At 72.9% G+C, this 15348-nt stretch carries 14 protein-coding genes; 8 read left to right on the forward strand and 6 right to left on the reverse strand.

All coding sequences use genetic code 11. The features are described 5' to 3' along the window. The first annotated feature begins 70 nt into the window (after positions 1-70). The 3 genes from ACX9MN_RS23405 (at position 71) to ACX9MN_RS23415 (ending at position 1925) form a co-directional block, all read left to right on the forward strand. A complete protein-coding gene (locus ACX9MN_RS23405; protein ID WP_020091004.1) occupies positions 71-484 on the forward strand; it encodes a Ros/MucR family transcriptional regulator in 414 nt (137 codons plus the stop codon). A 136-nt stretch (positions 485-620) separates the two neighbouring features. Next, positions 621-863 carry a hypothetical protein gene (locus tag ACX9MN_RS23410; protein WP_091676038.1) on the forward strand — a complete coding sequence of 81 codons (243 nt, stop codon included), beginning with the start codon at positions 621-623 and terminating at the stop codon, positions 861-863. Positions 864-1085: 222 nt separating this feature from the next. Beyond that, complete coding sequence (locus ACX9MN_RS23415; RefSeq protein WP_091977898.1) at positions 1086-1925, forward strand: alpha/beta fold hydrolase; 840 nt, start codon at positions 1086-1088, stop codon at positions 1923-1925. A 160-nt stretch (positions 1926-2085) separates the two neighbouring features. On the opposite strand, the gene ACX9MN_RS23420 is transcribed toward ACX9MN_RS23415, so the two are convergent. Next, positions 2086-2547 carry a GNAT family N-acetyltransferase gene (locus ACX9MN_RS23420; RefSeq protein ID WP_489725584.1) on the reverse strand — a complete coding sequence of 154 codons (462 nt, stop codon included), beginning with the start codon at positions 2545-2547 and terminating at the stop codon, positions 2086-2088. 381 nt (positions 2548-2928) lie between these two features. Between ACX9MN_RS23420 and ACX9MN_RS23425 the strand changes: the two genes are divergently transcribed. Beyond that, positions 2929-4227 (forward strand): MFS transporter, encoded by a 1299-nt coding sequence (locus ACX9MN_RS23425; RefSeq protein WP_489725585.1) that lies wholly within the window; start codon positions 2929-2931, stop codon positions 4225-4227. A gap of 134 nt (positions 4228-4361) precedes the next feature. Further along, complete coding sequence (locus tag ACX9MN_RS23430; protein WP_489725586.1) at positions 4362-5321, forward strand: helix-turn-helix domain-containing protein; 960 nt, start codon at positions 4362-4364, stop codon at positions 5319-5321. A gap of 19 nt (positions 5322-5340) precedes the next feature. Here ACX9MN_RS23430 and ACX9MN_RS23435 read toward each other — a convergent pair whose 3' ends face one another. Both ACX9MN_RS23435 and ACX9MN_RS23440 read right to left on the reverse strand, forming a co-directional pair. After that, positions 5341-7485, reverse strand: coding sequence for a peptidase domain-containing ABC transporter (locus ACX9MN_RS23435; RefSeq protein WP_489725587.1), 2145 nt, complete (start codon positions 7483-7485; stop codon positions 5341-5343). Further along, a complete protein-coding gene (locus ACX9MN_RS23440) occupies positions 7482-8798 on the reverse strand; it encodes an HlyD family secretion protein (protein ID WP_234081852.1) in 1317 nt (438 codons plus the stop codon). Before ACX9MN_RS23440 ends, ACX9MN_RS23435 begins: the two co-directional genes overlap by 4 nt. A 552-nt stretch (positions 8799-9350) precedes the next feature. On the opposite strand from ACX9MN_RS23440, the gene ACX9MN_RS23445 reads away from it, so the two are divergent. Both ACX9MN_RS23445 and ACX9MN_RS23450 read left to right on the forward strand, forming a co-directional pair. Next, positions 9351-9581, forward strand: coding sequence for a hypothetical protein (locus ACX9MN_RS23445; RefSeq protein ID WP_012321783.1), 231 nt, complete (start codon positions 9351-9353; stop codon positions 9579-9581). An 85-nt stretch (positions 9582-9666) separates the two neighbouring features. Then, positions 9667-10593 (forward strand): helix-turn-helix domain-containing protein, encoded by a 927-nt coding sequence (locus ACX9MN_RS23450; protein WP_489725588.1) that lies wholly within the window; start codon positions 9667-9669, stop codon positions 10591-10593. 4 nt (positions 10594-10597) lie between these two features. Here ACX9MN_RS23450 and ACX9MN_RS23455 read toward each other — a convergent pair whose 3' ends face one another. Both ACX9MN_RS23455 and ACX9MN_RS23460 read right to left on the reverse strand, forming a co-directional pair. Continuing rightward, a complete protein-coding gene (locus tag ACX9MN_RS23455; protein ID WP_489725589.1) occupies positions 10598-11959 on the reverse strand; it encodes an NAD(P)H-dependent oxidoreductase in 1362 nt (453 codons plus the stop codon). Between the two features lie 238 nt (positions 11960-12197). Next, positions 12198-13106 carry a LysR substrate-binding domain-containing protein gene (locus tag ACX9MN_RS23460; RefSeq protein ID WP_091926403.1) on the reverse strand — a complete coding sequence of 303 codons (909 nt, stop codon included), beginning with the start codon at positions 13104-13106 and terminating at the stop codon, positions 12198-12200. Positions 13107-13235: 129 nt separating this feature from the next. Here ACX9MN_RS23460 and ACX9MN_RS23465 point away from each other — a divergent pair, with 129 nt between their 5' ends. Further along, the gene (locus tag ACX9MN_RS23465; protein WP_091926402.1) at positions 13236-14099 is read left to right on the forward strand and encodes a class II aldolase/adducin family protein; all 864 of its coding nucleotides are present in this window, start codon (positions 13236-13238) and stop codon (positions 14097-14099) included. Positions 14100-14156: 57 nt separating this feature from the next. Here the strand turns inward: ACX9MN_RS23465 and ACX9MN_RS23470 are convergent, their stop codons facing one another. Then, positions 14157-15290 carry a citrate/2-methylcitrate synthase gene (locus ACX9MN_RS23470; protein ID WP_489726351.1) on the reverse strand — a complete coding sequence of 378 codons (1134 nt, stop codon included), beginning with the start codon at positions 15288-15290 and terminating at the stop codon, positions 14157-14159. Positions 15291-15348: the final 58 nt, after the last annotated feature.

Here is a 15348-nt window from a genome sequence, read left to right on the forward strand (position 1 = left end):
CAGACGATAATGTCCGAGTATTCCTGGTCTATAACAGGTGTCGGCAGGGTCGAAGAAGGGATCGATCGCTTTGCGCAAGAACCAGGACCAGCTCGAGCCGACCATCAGCGACGTGGCCCTGCGCGTCGTGACCGCCTATCTATCGAACAACGCGCTGCCGCACACCAGCATACCGCCGCTCCTGCTCACCGTGCACGGCGCGCTCTCCGCGCTCACCGACCGGCCCGCGGTCGTCGAGGCGCCGCCCGAGCAGCCCGACGCCGCTCAGATCCGCGGCTCGGTCCGCCAGGACGGCATCGTCAGCTTCATCGACGGCCGGTCGTACAAGACCATGAAGCGGCATCTCACGGCGCACGGGCTGACGCCGGAACTCTACCGCGCGCGCTACGGGCTGCCGGACGATTACCCGATGACCGCGCCGGGCTACGCCGAGCGCCGGTCAGAGATCGCCAAGGCGATCCGGCTCGGCAGCAAGGCCGCCTGATCGACGCAGCCCGTCCGCCGAGCCCCCGTGAACCGATGGCCCGCACGGACGTAGATGCGCTGGGCGGGGCGGCGCGCGCGTGCGGCACTGCGGGTCGGCCCGTCTGGCAACGCGATCGGGTGAGAGGGATCTGGCCATGAAGGGTCTGTCTGGCTGCGTCGCCCTCCTTCTCCTCGGCATCGGACCGGCCTCGGCGCAGACCGTCCTGGCCCCGTCCGGAGACTCGGCCGTGACGCAGCCCGGTGGGACGGCGGGGCGGGCCGCGCGACGCAACATCCAGGAGGCCTACCGCAACGGCGACGTGGTCGGCCATCGACATGCGCCAGCCGCCCCCGCGCCCCGGCCGGACCGGCCCCGCCGCACGAGCCCGCGCTTCTAGAGGCCCCGCTCCTCGCGCGAGCGCCGTGCTGCGCGCCGGCCTTCGGCGCCCGGGCGCCGGCGGAGACGGCGCTTGCCGCCCGCGGGCCACGGCCTGAAATCGTTCTGTAATCCGAGCCGGTCACGGTCCGCGCGCAGGTCGACCGCAGATCGCGGTCGCGGCGGGTCGCGCTGGACCGGATCGCCCCGGCGGCCCGGCCCCGGCAACGACGACAGGTGCTCGATGCTTCGGACTGCGATCGCCTTGACGCTTCTGCTGGCCGGAGCCCCGGCCTGGGCCGGACCGCGCTGGCAGGACCTGCCGCCGACCCCCGCGCCGGTCGCCGGCACGGTTTCCGGTCGCGCCGCTGTCAACGGCATTCGGCTGTATTACGCCACGATCGGCAACGGTCCGCCGGTCGTCCTGCTGCACGGCGGCCTGTCGAACTCCGATTACTGGGGCCACCAGGTCGCGGCGCTCGCCGCCCGCCGCACGGTCATCCTCGTGGACAGCCGCGGGCACGGCCGCAGCACCCGGGACGATCGGCCATTCGGCTACGACCTGATGACCGACGACGTGGTCGGCCTGCTCGACGTGCTGAAGATCCCGCGCGCCGACATCGTCGGGTGGAGCGACGGCGCGATCCTCGGTCTCGACATGGCGATGCGCCATCCCGACCGCGTCGGCAAGGTGTTCGCGTTCGGCGCCAACGCCGACCCGTCGGGCCTGATCGAGGGTGTGGAGACGAACCCGACCTTCGCCGCCTTCATCGACCGGGCCGGCAAGGAGTACGAGGCCCTCTCGCCGACCCCGAAGGACTACGCCGCCTTCGTCGACGCGGTCGGCCGGATGTGGGGCGGGCAGCCGCGCTGGACCGAAGCCGATCTGAAGCGGATCCGCGCGCCGGTCCTCATCGCGGACGGCGACCACGACGAGGGGATCAAGCGCGCGCACACCGAGTACCTCGCTGCCACGATTCCCGGGGCTGGGCTGCTGATCCTGCCCAATGCCAGCCACTTCGCGTTCCTCCAGGATCCGGCGCTCTTCAACGCGGCGCTCCTCGGCTTCCTGGACGGGCCTTGAGGGTCCTGGGCGGCCCCCTGACGCGCGCGACTCACCGGGCCGACAGCCAGCCTTGCTGACCCTAACCCAGTCGGCCTCTGCGCCTGGACGTACGGATCGCGGACGCGCGGCGCGGGCCGCTTCGGGAACGGCGGCGCGACGAGGACGCCGACCCGACCCGTCAGGCGATCGCGAGATGGAGGAACTGGTTGAAGTCGCTCGGCACGTAGGTCCCGAACGCGGGGCCGTTCACGAAGCCCCGACGCCGATAGAGTTCGAGCGCGGGCGCGAATGCGGGTCCGCATCCGGTCTCGAGGCTGAGGCGTCGCGCGCCGCGGGCGGCGGCGGCCGCGATGATGGTGTCGAGGATCGCCGCGCCGGCTCCCAGGCGGAGGAAGTCGGGGTGCGTCCGCATGGACTTCACCTCCGCGGTGCCGTCCGTCGCCATCCTGAGCGCCCCGACGCTCGCCACCCGCCCGCCGCGGCGCGCCGTCCAGACGGTCACGTCCGGTGCTTGCAGGCCTGACAGGCCGAGAGCGAACACGCTGCCCGGCGGCGAGGATGCGTGCATGCCGGCAAGATGGAGCGCCAGCAGCGCCCGTGTCTGCGTATCGGACAGGTCGTCCCGCGCGATCTCGAACATCGTGCCCCGGCCATCCGCCCCGACATCCCCCGCGCAGGATGTCCTCCCGATCGACGATCAGCAAGGCGCGGAACGGCGGTGGCGGCCCCCGCGCCGAGGCTCCCGGCGGAGGGCGGATCGACAGCTCCGCAAGACCCGCGGACCGCCGACCTCCCAGCGACCCGCAACCATGGCGCGCATGGTGCATTTGTGAACGCCGTCACGTTCCCCGGTGGGGAACACGCTGCCGTGGCGGTGCGTCACCGGTTGCGGGCACGCTCCGGCCGGAGAGGACTCACACGCTTGATCGACGCCGGAAGCCAGACCGCGAGTGCCTCCGATGCCGCCGCATCGGTCGCCGGGTCGATCGCGGCCGTCACGCGGCGGCTCGATTCCCTTCCGATGACGCGGCTTCACGCGGCGGCGCTCGCCATCTGCACGCTGGGCCTGTTCACCGACATCGCCGAGGTCGCCCTGAGCAACGCCCTGGCGGCCATCTTCCTCGCGCCGCCCCACAACATGCCGCGGGGCAGCCTCTCGCTGCTCCTCGCCTCCGTGTTCGCCGGCGGGGCGGTGGGCGCGCCCGTCTTCGGGATGCTGGGGGATCGCCTCGGCCGCAGGCGCGCGCTCCAGGCCTCCCTCGCGCTGATGGCCGCCGGATCGCTGGCGGCCGCCGCGAGCCAGGGGCTCACGGTGCTGACGATCGCCCGGACGGCCTCGGGGTTCGCGATCGGCGGGTTCCCGCCCCTGGTCGCCACCTACCTCGCCGAGGTGACGCCCGCGCGCCGACGCGGCGCGACGCTGCTGGTCTGCGCCGGACTCGGGCTCCTCGGCGGCCTGGCCGCGATCGGCCTGGTCCAGATGATGGCACCGGCCGCGCCGCTCGGGATCGAGCCGTGGCGCTGGGCGCTGATCCTCGGGGGCGCCCTGGCGGCGCTCGGCGGCGTCCTGTTCGCGCGGCTGCCGGAATCACCGCGGTGGCTCGCCTCGGTCGGGCGCTCCGCCGAGGCCGACGCCGCCTGCCGCCGGTTCGAGCGCGCGGCCGGCCGGGTCCGGGTCGCCGCCCCCACCGACCCGGACCCGGACCCGCCCGCGACCGGGCCCGCGGGGTTCCGGGGCCTGTTCGCCGAGACGCGCCAGATGCGCCGGACGGCCCTGTTCGTCGGCCTCTACACCCTCGCCCCCCTGGCGACGATCGCCTTCCCGCTGCTCAGCGCCGTCGTGATGGTGGAGAAGGGCTTCAAGGTCGATCAATCCCTCGTCTTCGCCGCGCTGTCGATGCTCGGCCCGCCCCTGGGTACCCTGCTGACCGCGCTGGCGATCGACCGGCTCGAGCGGCGCGCCGTCCTGACGGCCCTGGCGGCGGCGATGGCGGCCCTCGGCACGGCCTTCGCCGCGAGCGGCACGTTCCTGACCCTGGTCCTGGTCGGCATCGCCTTCAACACCGCGGCGGCGACCTACGGCAGCATCCTCGCCGTCTACGCGACGGAGCTGCTCCCGACCCCGCTGCGGGCCTCGGCCATGACCTGCGCCTGGGCCGGCGGCCGGGTCGCGGCCGCGCTGGCGCCGATCATCCTCCTGCCGATCCTCTCGGCCTACGGGCCGCATGCGATGTTCGCGGTGATCACGCTCGTCCTCGCGGCGAGCGCGGCCCTGCTCCTCGCCGGACCGCGCGGCCTGTCCGGGCAGGCCCTTGCTTAGGGAAACCCGGAAGCGCGGGTCTCCGACCCGCGGCGCCGCGCCGGATGGCGTCGGTTGCCAATCCGGCAAGATTCACACGATAAAGTTGCGCAGGCAGCCGGACGGAACCGCCGGGCACGCCGGGGGTGTCACACGTGTCTAGCCCGATGCTCGTCCCGAGCCTCGTCGAGACGACCAGCCACGTCGACCCCAAGCAGGCCTTCGAGTTCTGGCGCTGCACGGCCCTGGCCGGATTCGGCGACATCGGCCGGCGGCACCCCCGGGAGCGGTTCGCGGCCAAGCGCCTGAGCGTGGCCTCGGCCGGCTGGTCGCTGACCCACACGGTGAGCAGCCCGGTCGCGGTGGAGTTCCGCTCCCGCCACGTCGACCGGAACGCCCGCAGGATGGTGGTGATCGGCCTCGCGCTCGACGGCGTCGGCTACCAGGAACAGAACGGCCGCGGGGCCCAGCTGACCCCCGGCGACATCAGCTTCCTGACGCGGAACCGGCCCTTCGTGGCCGGCACTCAGAGCGCCTACGGCGAGATCCGCCTCGCCGTCCCGCGCAAGATGTTCGAGGCTTTCGTCGGCGACGCCGACGCCTTCGCGGGCCGCAGCCTCGGCCCGCTCCCGGCCGGGGCGGAGGTTCGGGCGCGGCTGCGCGGGGTGGCCGGCTCGGTCGCCTGGATGTCCGCCGACGAGGCGCAGGCGGCCGTCGAGGGCGTGCTCCACCTCCTCGGCCACCTCGTCGACGGCGCGGCCCGGCGCGGCGATCCGGAGGCGGTCTCGCAGGCGGCCGTCGTCTCGCTCGCCCGCGCCCACATCGCGCGGCGGATGCACGACCCCGACCTCAATCCGCAGGACATCCAGCGCGCGCTGGGCTTGTCACGGACCAGCCTGTACCGCGCCTTCGCGGAGACCGGCGGCATCGCGGCGGCGATCCGCGACGCGCGCCTCGACCTCGCGCGCCGGCGCCTCGAGGGTCCTCGCCACGACAAGATGCGGATCGCCACGATCGCCTACGCGTGCGGGTTCACCGACGTGCCGACCTTCAACCGCGGCTTCCGCAAGCGCTTCGGCCTGGCGCCGGGCGACCTCCGGCCCGCGGTCCCCTAGGCGAGGTGCGTCGGGCGCGTCAGCCCGCGGCGGCGAGATCCGCCCGGCCCCGGACCTCGGCGGCGAAATCGAACACCGCGTCCGCGTGGGCGATCGTCGCCGGGCGATGGGCGACGATGACCCGCGTCATCCGCAGATCCCGCAGGGCCTGGGCGATCACCGCCTCGGTGGCCTCGTCCAGATGGCTCGTGGCCTCGTCGAGGAACAGGATCTCGGGCCGCCGGTAGAGGGCGCGCGCCAGCACGATGCGCTGCTTCTGGCCGCCCGACAGGGTCGAGCCCATGTCGCCGACGAGGCTCTCGAAGCCCATCGGCATGCGGCGGATGTCGTCCAGGATCGCCGCCCGGGCGGCGCACTCGGCGATCCAGCCCGCGTCCGGATGCTCGTCGAAGGCCGCGATGTTCTCGGCGATCGAGCCGGCGAACAGGCCGTCGCTCTGCATCACGCCGGCGATCCGGCGCCTGTACGACCCGGCGGCGGTGCGGATGTCCTGGCCGTCGGCGGTGACGATCCCCTCGCTGGGCGGCGTCAGCCCCATCATCACCTTCATGAGCGAGGTCTTGCCGCATCCCGAAGGACCGGTGATCGCGAAGCAGGCACCGGCCCGGACGGACAGCGAGACGCCGCGGAAGATCCAGGGCTCATCGGCCCCGTAGCGCAGCGCCAGGCCCGCGCCGGCGAGCGCTCCGGCCTTCAGGGCGACGACCGGGGGCGCCCCCGGCTGCGCCCCGGCGGCGAGATCCTGCTCCTCCGGCTCGCACAGCACGATGTCGGCGAGCCGGTCGGTCTGCACGTCGAGCATGCGCAGCTTGAACCACGCGTCGATCAGGCTGCCGATCCGGGTGGCGAACTGGTCGCGATAGGCCAGGAACGCCACCAGCATGCCGAGCGACAGGGACCCGCCGATGACCGCGCGGGCGCCGAGCACCAGCAGGATCAGCCGGTCGAGGCCGAACAGGAACTCGTTCGCGCGGCCGAACACGAGGTCGAGGCGCTGCAGCCGCAGCCGGGCGTTCAGGGCCGTGACGAAGTGGTTCATCCAGGCGCCGCCGCGCCGCTCGCGCAGGTCGAGGAGCTTGACGCTCGCCATGCCGCGGACCGTCTCGATGAAGTGCGTCTGCTGGCGGGCCTCGGCCACGAGGGCCTCCTCGCTCCCCTCCCGGTACGCGCCGTAGGCGAAGACCCGCAGGACCGCGTTGAGCGCCGTCGAGGCCAGGACCACGGCGACCAGCCAGCCGCCGTAGACCGTCAGCATCACCAGCATGCCGACCGCCATGAGCCCGTCGAGCATGGCCTGGACGAGATCGGTCGTCAGGCCCTTCTGGATGGTGGCGAGGGAGCCGAACCGCGAGATCACGTCGCCGACATGGCGCTTCTCGAAGTAGTCGAGGGGCAGCCGCGACAGGTGGTCGAACAGGCCGGCCGACCACTGGTAGTTCAGCCGGGTTCCGGCCAGCATGATCGCCCAGGTGCGGGCGATGCTGAGGCCGAGCTGGAGCAGCAGCAGCAGCGCGAGGCCGATCGCCACCACGAGGAGCAGATCGTGGTCGGCGTTCACGATCACCTCGTCGATGACGACCTGCGAGGCGATGGGCATCAGGAGTGCGACGAGCTCGATCCCGAGGGAGAGGGCCAGGACCTGGGCCAGGGCGGCGCGGATGCCGGCCATGTTGCGGAACAGGTCGCGCAGCCGCAGGCCCGGGGCGGCCCGCTCGCGCCGGAAGCCCGGATTGGGCACCGCCTCCAGAGCGACGCCGGTGAATTCCCGCGAGGCCTCCGCGAGGCTGACCCGCCGCCGGCCGCGGCCCGGATCGTTGATGACGAGGCCGCCGCGCTCGACCCGGGTCAGCACCACGAAGTGGTTGAGGCCCCAGTGCAGGATGCAGGGCAGCCGGAGCCGGGGCAGGTCCGTGAGTTCGACCCGAAGCGCGCGGGCGGTCAGGCCCTGGGCGCCGCAGAGGTCGATCAGGTTGCGCAGGGTCATGCCCTTGAGGGACAGGGGATGGCGCCGCCGCAGCGTCGCGAGGTCGATCTGGCGCCCGTGATAGGCCAGGACCATGGCGAGGCAGGCCATGCCGCACTCGGCGGCCTCGGCCTGGAGGACGACCGGCACCCGGCGGCGGAGCCCGAAATCCAGCCGGGCGGCGAGGGACGGCGCCGTCACGGGGCGGCCTTCCGGACCGGCAGGGCGTCGAGGCCGCCGCGCGTGACGAGGGCGAGGCTCTCCCGGACATGCGTCACGGGATCGAGCAGCCAGCGGTAGAGCGACCGCTTCTCCAGGGCGATGTCGGCCTCGACGCGCATGCCCGCCTCGAGGCTGCGCCGCTCGCCGTAGGCCAGCACGGTGTCGGAATCGGGCCGGACCACGATGCGGTAGAGGTCGGTCCCCTCCCCCCGGGCGGCGGCGCGCCGCGCGAAGTCGGGCGCGTCGTCGCTGCCCAGCGGCGCCCGCGTGACCTCGGTGACGACGCCGCGGTGCAGGCCGAAGCGCTGGAACGGGAAGGCGGCGTAGCGCAGCATCACGGGCGCGCCGGCCTCGGCGAAGCCGATGGCCGACGAATCGACGAACAGGTTGGCCTGGAGGCGCCCGGCGCTCGGCAGCAGGGTCAGGAGCGTCGCCCCGGCCGCCACGGTCTGGCCGACCTGCGCGCGGATCGACGTCAGGGTCCCGGCCTCCGGCGCCCGGACCTCGATGGCGCGGCGCGCCTCGCTCTCGGCCTTCTGCTGCGCCAGCTGGGCGGCGGTCCGGTCGAGGTCGGCGAGGTCGCGGGCCAACCGGTCGTCGTAGGCGGCGAGCTGGGACTTCGTGTCGGCGAGCTTGCCGTCGATCTGGAGGCGGCTCTGCTGGAACTGGGCGAGCTGCGCGCTCGCCTGCATGTAGAGGTAGTTCTGGCTCTGGAAGTCGGCGGCGCGGGCGTAGCCGCGCGCCACGGCGTCCGCGAGTTCCTCGACCCGCGCCCGGAGCGGCGGAACCAGCTTGTCCTGCAGGTCGATCTGCTTGGCGAGCTGGGCCGACTGCTCGCTCAGATTCGCCACCTGCTCGCGCAGCGCCTGCCGCTCCGTGCCGGCCAGATCGGCCCGGGCGGTCCGCTGCCGCTCGACGCTCTGGCGCTGGCGCTCCAGCTCGGCGATCACGCGCTCCTGCGTGGGGCCGCTCGCCGACACGGCGTCGAGGTCGATCGTGTACAGGAGCTGCCCGCGCGCGACCTTGTCGCCCTCGCGGACGCCGGTCGAGCCGACGCGCCCCGCCACCGGGCTGGCGAGGCTGATCAGCCCGATATCGGGCGCGAGAAGGCCGACGGCGTGGATGCGGCGCGTGTAGGTGCCCTGCCAGCCATACAGGCCGACCGCCGCCACCATGATCACGCAGGCCGCGGCCACGAGGCGGACCGGCAGAGGCTGGATGATCTGCGCCTCGCCCAGCCACGCGTTGCGTCGCGCCTCGATAACCTCAAGTCGAAAGAGCGGACTTGGCACCCGGAGAAAGCAACCTTCCTGAAGGAGACAGCCGTATTCGAGGACAATGCTCAGCGCATTTGCCACCTTACTCGGTCGCATCACGGGAGTTTCATGTCAACACTTGCCGACACGGCGAATTTTGAATAATCCTGCCCGCGTCAGATCGTCGCGCTTGCGTCGAAAAACGTCTATTCTTCACCGGCTTACTCCAATCTGCCGTCGAGCTTGCTTTGCAGCGCAACAGAACGTCAGTTTTTGCATCATCGCGTGCTGCGTTGCGAAAACCCGACGGCAGGAGACGCGCTGAGACGCGCCGCTTCGCAGCGCAGGCGGCCGCAGTGTCGACAGCGTCTGGAGCGCGGCCCGGGAAAGACAAGGCCTGTCAGTTTTTGCGCATTGGCCGGGCTCGATCGTCCGCGAGCATTATCGGCTGGCCATGACCGATTGACACGAAGCACATCTCTGTAATCCTAAAGGCAGGTGCCGACGTCCAAGGCGCCTAGACGCTACGATCAGGCAATAGATCGAAGCAAATAACCTTCTACCTGAATCTCAATCTGGAGAACGATCATGCAGGACAGCATCGATACCGTCCGCGAGCTGAGCGCCGCCGAGCTGGACCAGGTCGGCGGTGGCCTCGGGGTCGGCCTCACTGTCGGCCTCGGGGTCGACGCGAGCCAGGAGCTCGGTGCGGTCTCGGGGGTCGTGGGCCAGGTCGGCGGTCTGGTGAGCGGCCTGGTGGGCAGCGTGCTCGGCGCGGTCGGCGGTGTCGTCGGCGGCGTGACCGGCTCCCTGCGCTGACGGTCTGACACCGGGAGGGCGGCCGCGGGGCCGCCCTCCTCCGTCGCGGGGCGTGACCGCGACGACACCGGAATCACGGGCCCGCATGGACAGCACAGCCGAGAATTCAGCCGAGAGTTCAGCCGCGACCACAGCCGAGACGATCGCGTACGCAACGAGCGGCAGCACCGGGCATCTCTCCGGCCGCCCCGAGCTGACCTGCTACGCGCCGAGCGACCGCGGCCTCCCGGAGGTCGCCTTCATCGATTTCCGCTTCCCCACCGGCGGGTGGAGCACGCACGCGGTCACGGGCCTCGAGGTCGCTGCCAGCACGCAGCCCGCGGGGGCGCACCACGCGGTCGATTACGAGATCGCGGCCCGGCTGACCGAGCGCGAAGGCCTGCTGGTCCGGCGTCCCGGCCTGAACGGCACGACCCGTTGGGCGGGCCCGTATGCCGGCCGTGTCCTCTCCTTCTCGGCAGCCGCCGTCGAGCGGCTGGCCGAGGCGCCGATCGGCAAGATCGCCTTCGCGGCGGACGGGCGCGATCTCCGCGCCTGCCGCAGCACCTGGCACATCCTCGACGCGCTGGCTTGCGCGCACCGGGACGACCCGTCGCCCGACGCGCTGCTGATCGAGAGCCTCCACCTGGCGATCCTGCGCTCCGTCGTCGCCGCGCGCGCTCCGGGCCGGTCGGCGGCGCCCGACCTCTCGGCGTCGCAGGCCGGGCGGGCCTGCGCGTATATCCGGGAGCACCTGGACCGGGAGATCACCGTCTCCGCCCTGGCCGGCATCGTCGGGCTCAGCGAGGGCTACTTCATCCGGGCCTTCCGCCGGACCACCGGGGTCACGCCCTACCAGTACATCATGCGCGAGCGCGTCGGCCGGGCCGAGGCCCTGATCCGCTCCGGCGCGGGATCGATGGCGGAGGTCGCCGCGCGATCGGGCTTCACGAGCGCGAGCGCCATGAGCCGCACGTTCCGGAAGCTCGTCGGGCGCTCGCCGACCGGGCGCACGGCCGGCCGGCGCGCCTGAGGCGCTACCCGGCGGCCCGCCCCGCTCCCCCGCGGAACAGGTCCTCCATCTCGCGCCGGACGCGGATCGCCTCCTGATCTGCGTCGAAGGCGACGTCGCTCCAGCGCACGGCCCGGCCCGCGGGCACGTCGTTCTTCAGGACCATGTTGTGGGCGAGGCCGATCGGCAGGGCGTCCTGCGCCAGGGAATCCGCCGCCGGCATCAGCTTGCCGTAGACGGTGAACCCGCCCTCGCCGTCGAGCCGCTCCCCGGCCCGCAGCGCGCGCTTGGCTGTCGCGGCGACGTCGCCGCGCCAGTCGCCCGTCGCCCCCGTGGCCTCGCCGCGGACCGCGATGGAGGCGACCGAGATGCCGAGCTCGAGCCCGATCAGGTGATAGGGCTTGTAGGTCGCGGCGAACCGGCCGCTCGAATCGGTCTTGAGGCCATATTGCGCGAAGCAGTCGCGCACGTAGGCGCTCGGCGCCTCGAACACCGCGTAGACGCCCCAGCGCAGGTCCCGGAAGACCGGCCGCCCGTCCCGCTCCACCGACGAGACCACCTCGACGGTGCCGCGCTCGTTGAGGAGGCCGCCATCCGCCGCGGGCTTCAGGACGCTCGGCAGGTCGTCGACGCCGCAGGGCGGGAAGGCGAGGCCGTCGCGCGGCGGGGTGAGCCCGCAGGCATTGGCCACCGCGGCCATCTCCAGCGCCGACTTGGTGCCGTCGAGGAAGGAGTTGAACATCTGCGGGTTGAAGTCGCCGCCGGCGACCTGGCTCTCGCTGAAGCCGTAATGGCCCCAGACCGTGTCGGGCGTGGAGGCGTGGTAGGCCGGGAGGTACTTGGTGCCCTTGCCGGCGCAGATCACCTCCAGCCCGATGGTGCGGGCCCAGTCGACCAGCTCCGCGATGAGCGCCGGCTGGTCGCCCGAGGCCATGGAGTAGATCACCCCGGCCTCGGCCGCCCGGCGCGCCAGCAGCGGCCCGGCCAGCACGTCGGCCTCGACGTTGACCATGACGATGTGCTTGCCGTGCGCGAAGGCCTTCAGCGCGTGGCGGATGCCGGCGGCCGGGCTGCCGGTGGCGTCGATGACGATGTCCACGAACGGGCTCGCGATCATCGCGTCGGCATCCTCGGTCACGAGGGTCGTGCCGCCGCGCGCGGCCTCCTCCAGCCCCCGCGCGGCGAACCGCGAATCGTCCCAGCCGACCCGGCGCAGCGATTCCCGCGCCCGTTGGGGCGACAGGTCGGCCACCGCGACGAGGTGGATGCCGGGCGTGCGCGGCGCCTGCGACAGGTACATCGAGCCGAACTTGCCGGCCCCGATCAGCCCGACCCGGACGGGCCGGCCCTCGTCGGCGCGCCGCTGCAGCTTGGCGGAAAGGGACATGGGGCGTTCTCTCCCTGGGTGGCGCGCGGTCGGGACCGGACCCCGCCGCGCTCGCCGCGTCGTTGGACGGGGACCTAGCGCGGTTCCCGATGCCGTTGAGGCCCACCGGATGAAAAGACGGGGGGTCTGTTCGGGCGACGCGCTGCCCCCTTCTCCCGTGCGGGAGCGGGGCGGGGTGAGGGATCGGGTCTCTCCGCCTCGGGCCGCCTCGGGCCGCCTCAGGCCGCCTCAGGCCGCCTCAGGCCGCCTCGGCCCGGCTCTGCGCCTCCACGTCGAGGAGCCAGTGCCGGAAGGCCCGGATCTTCTCCAGGGCCCCGTCGCGCTCGCGGTAGCAGATGAAGTGGAGGTCGCGGGTCAGGCTCGCGACCCGATCGCCGCCGAGGCGCACCAGCTGCCCGGCGGCGAGCTCGTCCCGGGCGAACCGCAAGGTCTCCAGCGCCACGCCGAGCCCCTGAACGGCCGCCGAGATCACCAGCGAGCCCCGGTCGAAAGCCGCTCCGGCTGCCCCGGTCGGCAAGGGTAGGCCGTTATGGGCGAACCAGTCCGGCCAGCGGACGGGGCTGAAGGATGAGTCGAGCCGGGTGAAGGGCCCGATCGATCCGGCCGCGTCCGGCTGCGCGGCCCGGGCGACCTCCGGCGCGCAGAGGGCGGCGATCTCCTCCGGGCCGAGGGATTCGACGGTCAGGCCGGGCCCGTGCGGCGGCCGGCCGTAGGCAATCAGGATGTCGATCTCCTCGTGCCGGCCGAGATCCACCGGGTCGGCGCTGGTGGAGAGGCGGATGGCGATGCCGGGATGCGCCTCCACGAAGGCGGGGAGCCGCGGCCCGAGCCACTTCGCCGCGAAGCTCGGCGTGCAGTGCACGGCCAGCGACGCGGGCGACGGCGGGCTGAGGTCGGCGCAGACCGCCTCGATAGCGTCGAAGGCGCTCGAGAGCCCGGCCAGCAGGCGCTGGCCGTCGGCGGTGAGGAGCGCCTGGCGGTTCGCCCTCCGGAACAGGGCGCGCCCGAACCAGCGCTCCAGCGCCCGGATCTGGTGGCTCACCGCCGAGGGCGTGAGGTGCAGCTCCGCGCTGGCGCGGGCGAAGCTGCCCAGGCGCGCGGCCGCCTCGAAGGCCCGCAGGGCGGAGAAGCTCGGGATCCGGCGCATGCGCAATCCGTGAATTGAATTCATGGAAAGCGTGAAAAATCGTCGTTTGTCAACGCGCGGATCCGGCAGGATAGTGCCGACCACGACGCGATCGGCGGCCCGGTCCGTACCCCGACGAAAGGAGATGCCATGCTCGACGATCACGCCCACGAGGCGGCCGTCGCCCTCGACCTGCCGAACGACGATGCCGGCCGCAGGCGGACCTCGATCTACCAGCCCGAGCAGGCCGGCCTGATCTTCCCGGAGATCCCGGACTTCGCCGACCACGCCGAGGAGCGGGACTACCGCAAGAAGCACCTCGTGGCCGCCTGCCGCGCCTTCGCGATGCACGGCTTCGACTACGGCTTCGCCGGCCACCTGACGATCCGCGACCCGGAGCGTCCGGAGCTGTACTGGACCAACCCGATGTGCGTGCACTTCTCGCAGGTGCGGATGTCGAACCTGATCCTGGCCGACCACAAGGGCCGGGTGGTCGAGGGGCGCCACGCCATCAACCGCGCGGGCTTCGTCCTCCACGCCGCCGTGCACGAGGAGTACCCGGAGGTCATGGCGATGTGCCACGCGCACACCACCTACGGCACCGCGTGGTGCGCCACCGGCCGACCGCTGGAGATGATCAGCCAGGACGCGGCGGCCTTCTACAACAGCCACGCCGTGATCGGCGCCTCGGCGGGCGCCGTGGCGGTGGAGAAGGAGAGCGGCCTGTCGGTCGCCCAGCAGATCGGCCGCAACCGCGGCGTGCTGCACCAGAACCACGGCCTGCTGACCTGCTCGCAGCACAGCATCGACGACGCGGCCTTCTGGTTCATCGCCCTGGAGCGGGCCTGCCAGCAGCAGCTCCTGGTCGAGGCCTCCGGCATCAAGCCGCAGCTCCTCTCGGAGAAGACCGCCCGCTACAGCCGCGAGCACGTCGGCAGCGACTACATCGGCTGGCTGCACTTCCAGACGCTGTACAACCACATCGCCGAGACCCAGCCCGACATGTTCGCCTGAGGCCCCGCGCGGGGGGCCGCGAAGGATTGAGGGCCGGCCGCGAGGCCGGCCCTCTCGCTATGGGCGGTCCGCCGGGCTGCGCCGCCCCTCGTACCGGGCCCGCGGCCGGATCAGCGTCCCCTGGCGGCCCTGCTCCATGGCGTGCGCCGCCCAGCCCAGGCTCCGGCCGAGCAGGAAGATCGTGAACGGCGCGCTCCGCGGCAGGCCCGCCGTCCGGACGAGCGCCGTCAGCGCGAAGTCGATGTTCGGCCGCGCCCCCGTCGCCGCCTCGGCGCAGTCCCGGACGGCGTCCAGCAGGGGGTCGGCGGGCAGGACCGCGCCCAGGGCCGCGGCGCGGGCGTCGCCGTCCGGGTAGAGCGGGTGGCCGAAGCCCGGCAGCGCACCTGCCCGATCCAGGCAGGCGCGCACGGCCTCCCGGGGGTTCGTCGCGTCAGCCTCGTCGACGAGCCGCAGCACCGCGGCGGAAGCGCCGCCGTGGCGCGGTCCCGACAGGGCGCTCAACCCGGCCATGAGGCAGGCCGCGATCGGCGCGCCGGTGGAGGCGGCGACCCAGGTCGCGAAGGTCGAGGCGTTCAGCTCGTGGTCGGCCAGCAGCACCAGCGCCTGGCGGACCCGGTCGGCGGTCGCGGCGTCGAGGGACCAGAGCCGCGCGAGGCCCTGATGCAGGGGCGCCCGGCCTTCGGGGATGCCGCAGGACGCGGCGAGATGCGCGACGGCGCGGCGCGCGTCGCGGCACAGGCGGTGGTGCCCGCGGCCCAGCGCGGCTTCGGCCTCCTGCAGAAGCCCGGCCAGCGCCAGGAACGGCGTCGCGGCCGCGTCGGCCGGAACCTCGAACAGCGTCGCCTCCGGGCTGTCCCACAGGAGGTCGGCGGTCGCCTCCAGGCTCGCGTCGCGGGCGAACGCCACGGCGTCGCGGCCGCGGTAGATCAGGCTGCCCCGGTGGACGGTGCTGATCGCTGTGACGACCGACGGCTCGCCCCAGGCCATGGCCCCCGCGGCGATCGCCGCGCTGGCGCGGCTCCGGCCGCGCCGGTCGGCGAGCGTCGCGACGTCGGCGGCCCGGTACTGGCTGTGGCGCCGGCCCGGCGCCCGCCGCGCCTCGATCAGCCCGCGGCTGACGTAGGCGTAGAGCGTCTGGGCCCGGATCCCGAGGGCGTCGAGGGCTTCGGCGCGGTCCAGCCATTCCGTCATGTTGATCAGATGTATCAAGATTGATCGATCCGTCGATGGCCGGCAGCCTGCGCGAACC

The organism is Methylobacterium sp. 1A (genome assembly GCF_058072805.1).

Excerpts from the sequence above, each read along its gene's own strand:
- ACX9MN_RS23445 (WP_012321783.1), top strand. The coding sequence starts at position 9,351 with ATGCAGGACAGCATCGATACCGTCCGCGAGCTGAGCGCCGCCGAGCTG.
- ACX9MN_RS23460 (WP_091926403.1), bottom strand. The coding sequence starts at position 13,106 with ATGCGCCGGATCCCGAGCTTCTCCGCCCTGCGGGCCTTCGAGGCGGCC.
- ACX9MN_RS23455 (WP_489725589.1), bottom strand. The coding sequence starts at position 11,959 with ATGTCCCTTTCCGCCAAGCTGCAGCGGCGCGCCGACGAGGGCCGGCCC.
- ACX9MN_RS23450 (WP_489725588.1), top strand. The coding sequence starts at position 9,667 with ATGGACAGCACAGCCGAGAATTCAGCCGAGAGTTCAGCCGCGACCACA.
- ACX9MN_RS23420 (WP_489725584.1), bottom strand. The coding sequence starts at position 2,547 with ATGTTCGAGATCGCGCGGGACGACCTGTCCGATACGCAGACACGGGCG.
- ACX9MN_RS23465 (WP_091926402.1), top strand. The coding sequence starts at position 13,236 with ATGCTCGACGATCACGCCCACGAGGCGGCCGTCGCCCTCGACCTGCCG.
- ACX9MN_RS23425 (WP_489725585.1), top strand. The coding sequence starts at position 2,929 with ATGACGCGGCTTCACGCGGCGGCGCTCGCCATCTGCACGCTGGGCCTG.
- ACX9MN_RS23470 (WP_489726351.1), bottom strand. The coding sequence starts at position 15,290 with ATGACGGAATGGCTGGACCGCGCCGAAGCCCTCGACGCCCTCGGGATC.
- ACX9MN_RS23410 (WP_091676038.1), top strand. The coding sequence starts at position 621 with ATGAAGGGTCTGTCTGGCTGCGTCGCCCTCCTTCTCCTCGGCATCGGA.
- ACX9MN_RS23415 (WP_091977898.1), top strand. The coding sequence starts at position 1,086 with ATGCTTCGGACTGCGATCGCCTTGACGCTTCTGCTGGCCGGAGCCCCG.